General features: G+C 65.4%; 1 protein-coding gene and 1 pseudogene. Both read left to right on the top strand.

Features of this window, described 5'->3' with window-relative positions:
- Positions 1 to 1,644: succinate dehydrogenase flavoprotein subunit (gene sdhA / locus RMN84_RS00890; protein WP_309610325.1), on the top strand; the 1,644-nt coding region annotated here is incomplete at its 5' end.
- A gap of 13 nt (positions 1,645 to 1,657) precedes the next feature.
- Positions 1,658 to 2,620: pseudogene (locus RMN84_RS12265) on the top strand (aldo/keto reductase); the annotation flags it as partial.

Here is a 2,620-nt window from a genome sequence, read left to right on the forward strand (position 1 = left end):
CAAGGCGGGATCGCCGCGTCGCTCGGTAATATGGGGCCGGACCACTGGACCTGGCACATGTACGACACCGTCAAGGGGTCCGACTGGCTCGGCGACCAAGACGCGATCGAGTACCTCGTCCGTGAGGCGCCTGCCGCCGTCTATGAACTCGAACATGCCGGCCTGCCCTTCTCGCGCACCGACGAGGGAAAGATCTACCAGCGCGCGTTCGGTGGCATGACTCAGAACATGGGTGAGGGACCGCCCGCGCAACGGACCTGCGCCGCCGCCGACCGTACCGGCCACGCCATGCTCCACACGCTCTATCAGCAGAGCCTGAAGTACGACGCCGACTTCTACATCGAATATTTCGCACTCGACCTGATCATGGAGAACGGCGTGTGCCGCGGCCTGATCGCGCTGTGCATGGACGATGGCTCAATTCATCGTTTCACCGCGCAGTCGGTGGTGCTGGCGACCGGCGGTTACGGCCGCTGCTATTTCTCGGCCACCTCGGCGCACACCTGCACCGGCGACGGCAATGCGATGGTGCTCCGCGCCGGGCTGCCGCTGCAGGACATGGAGTTTGTCCAGTTCCACCCGACCGGCATCTATCGCGCCGGCGTGCTGATCACCGAGGGCGCGCGCGGCGAGGGGGGGTATCTCACCAACTCGGAGGGCGAGCGGTTCATGGAGCGTTATGCTCCTTCGGCCAAGGACCTGGCGTCGCGCGACGTCGTGTCACAGTCGATGGCGATGGAAATCCGTGAAGGCCGCGGCGTCGGTGAGAACAAGGACCATATCGTCCTTCATCTTGACCATATCGACCCCAAGATCCTCGCCGAGCGGTTGCCCGGCATCACCGAGACCGGCAAGATCTTCGCCGGGGTCGACCTGACGCGCCAGCCGCTGCCGGTGACTCCGACGGTCCATTACAACATGGGCGGGATCCCGACCAATTTCCACGGTGAGGTCGTTACCTTGAAGGACGGCAACCCCGATGCCGTCGTCCCCGGCCTGTTCGCGGTCGGCGAAGCGGCGTGCGTTTCGGTTCATGGTGCCAACCGGCTCGGGTCGAACAGCCTGATCGACCTCGTCGTGTTCGGCCGCGCCGCCGGGCATCGCCTGGCCGAAGTGGTCAAGCCCCAGGCCGCGCAGAAGGCATTGCCAAACGACAGCGCCGACCTCGCGCTCGCCCGGCTCGATCATTTCCGCCATGCCCATGGCGGCACCAAGACCGCCGAGATCAGGCTCGACATGCAGCGCACCATGCAGGCCGACTGCGCCGTGTTCCGCGACGACCGCCAGCTGGGCGAGGGCGTGGCGAAGATCGATGCGATCAACCAACGCATGACCGACGTCCAGGTCAGCGATCGCAGCCTCATCTGTAACAGCGACCTGGTCGAGACGCTCGAACTCGACAACCTCCTCGGCCAGGCGGTGGTGACGATGCACTGCGCCGCGAACCGCAAGGAAAGTCGCGGCGCGCACATGCAGGAGGATTATCCCAAGCGCGACGACGCCAACTGGATGAAGCACAGCATCGCCTGGTTCGAAGGCTGGGGCGGGCAAGGCGGCGGCGTCAAGATCGATTACCGCCCGGTCCACGAATATACGCTGACCGACGACATCGGCTACATCAAGCCGAAGGCGCGGGTGTACTGATCGGAGCCTGTTCATGACCCTTCCCACTCGCCGCCTCGGTCCGTTCACCGTCTCGGCGATCGGGCTGGGCTGCATGAACTTGAACCATGCCTATGGCGACCCGCCGTCGCCCGAGGATGGCGCCAAGCTGCTCAACCGGGCGCTCGACCTGGGGTGCACGCTGATCGACACGGCGGCGCTCTATGGCTTGGGCCAGAATGAGCGGTTGATTGCGAGCGCCATCGGCCACCGCCGCAGCGAATATACGCTGTCGACGAAGTGCGTGCTCGACGTGATCGACGGCAAGCGCGCGCTCGACGGGTCGCCCGCGCAGATCGCGCAGACGGTCGAGGGGTCGCTGCAGCGGCTCGGCACCGATTTTCGTCGACATGGTCTATCTCCATCGCCTCGATAAGCGGGTGCCGGTCGAGGAATCGGTCGGCGCGCTGGTGCGGCTGAAGGAACAGGGCAAGCTCGGCGCGATCGGCCTCAGCGAAATGTCCGCCGCGACCGTTCGCCGCGCCCACGCGGTGCACCCGATTGCGGCGGTGCAAAGCGAATATTCGCCCGCCGTGCGCAATCCCGAGATTGCGGTGCTAGAGGTGTGCCGCGAGCTCGGTATCGGCTTCGTCGCCTTCTCGCCGGTTGCGCGCGGTCTGCTCGCCGGGGCGATCCGGTCGGCGGACTATGGTGAGGGCGATATTCGCGCGATGATGCCGCGCTTCGTCGAACCGCAGCTCGGGTCCAACCTGACGCTGGTCGAGGCCTATGACGCATTGGCGCGCGAGGCGGGTTGCACGCCGGGCCAATTGGCGCTCGCCTGGCTGCTGGGAAAAGGCAACCATGTCATCCCGATCCCCGGTACGCGCAGCATCGCTCATCTCGAGGAAGACCTTGCCGCCGCGACGCTTTCGATCGATCCAGATTTGCTGGCGAAAGTCGACGCTTTGTGTCGAGCAGGAGTGTTCAGTGGCCCGCGCTATTCCGGCGCGATACA

This window comes from Sphingomonas sp., assembly GCF_031380695.1.
In the GTDB taxonomy this organism is placed as follows: domain Bacteria; phylum Pseudomonadota; class Alphaproteobacteria; order Sphingomonadales; family Sphingomonadaceae; genus Sphingomicrobium.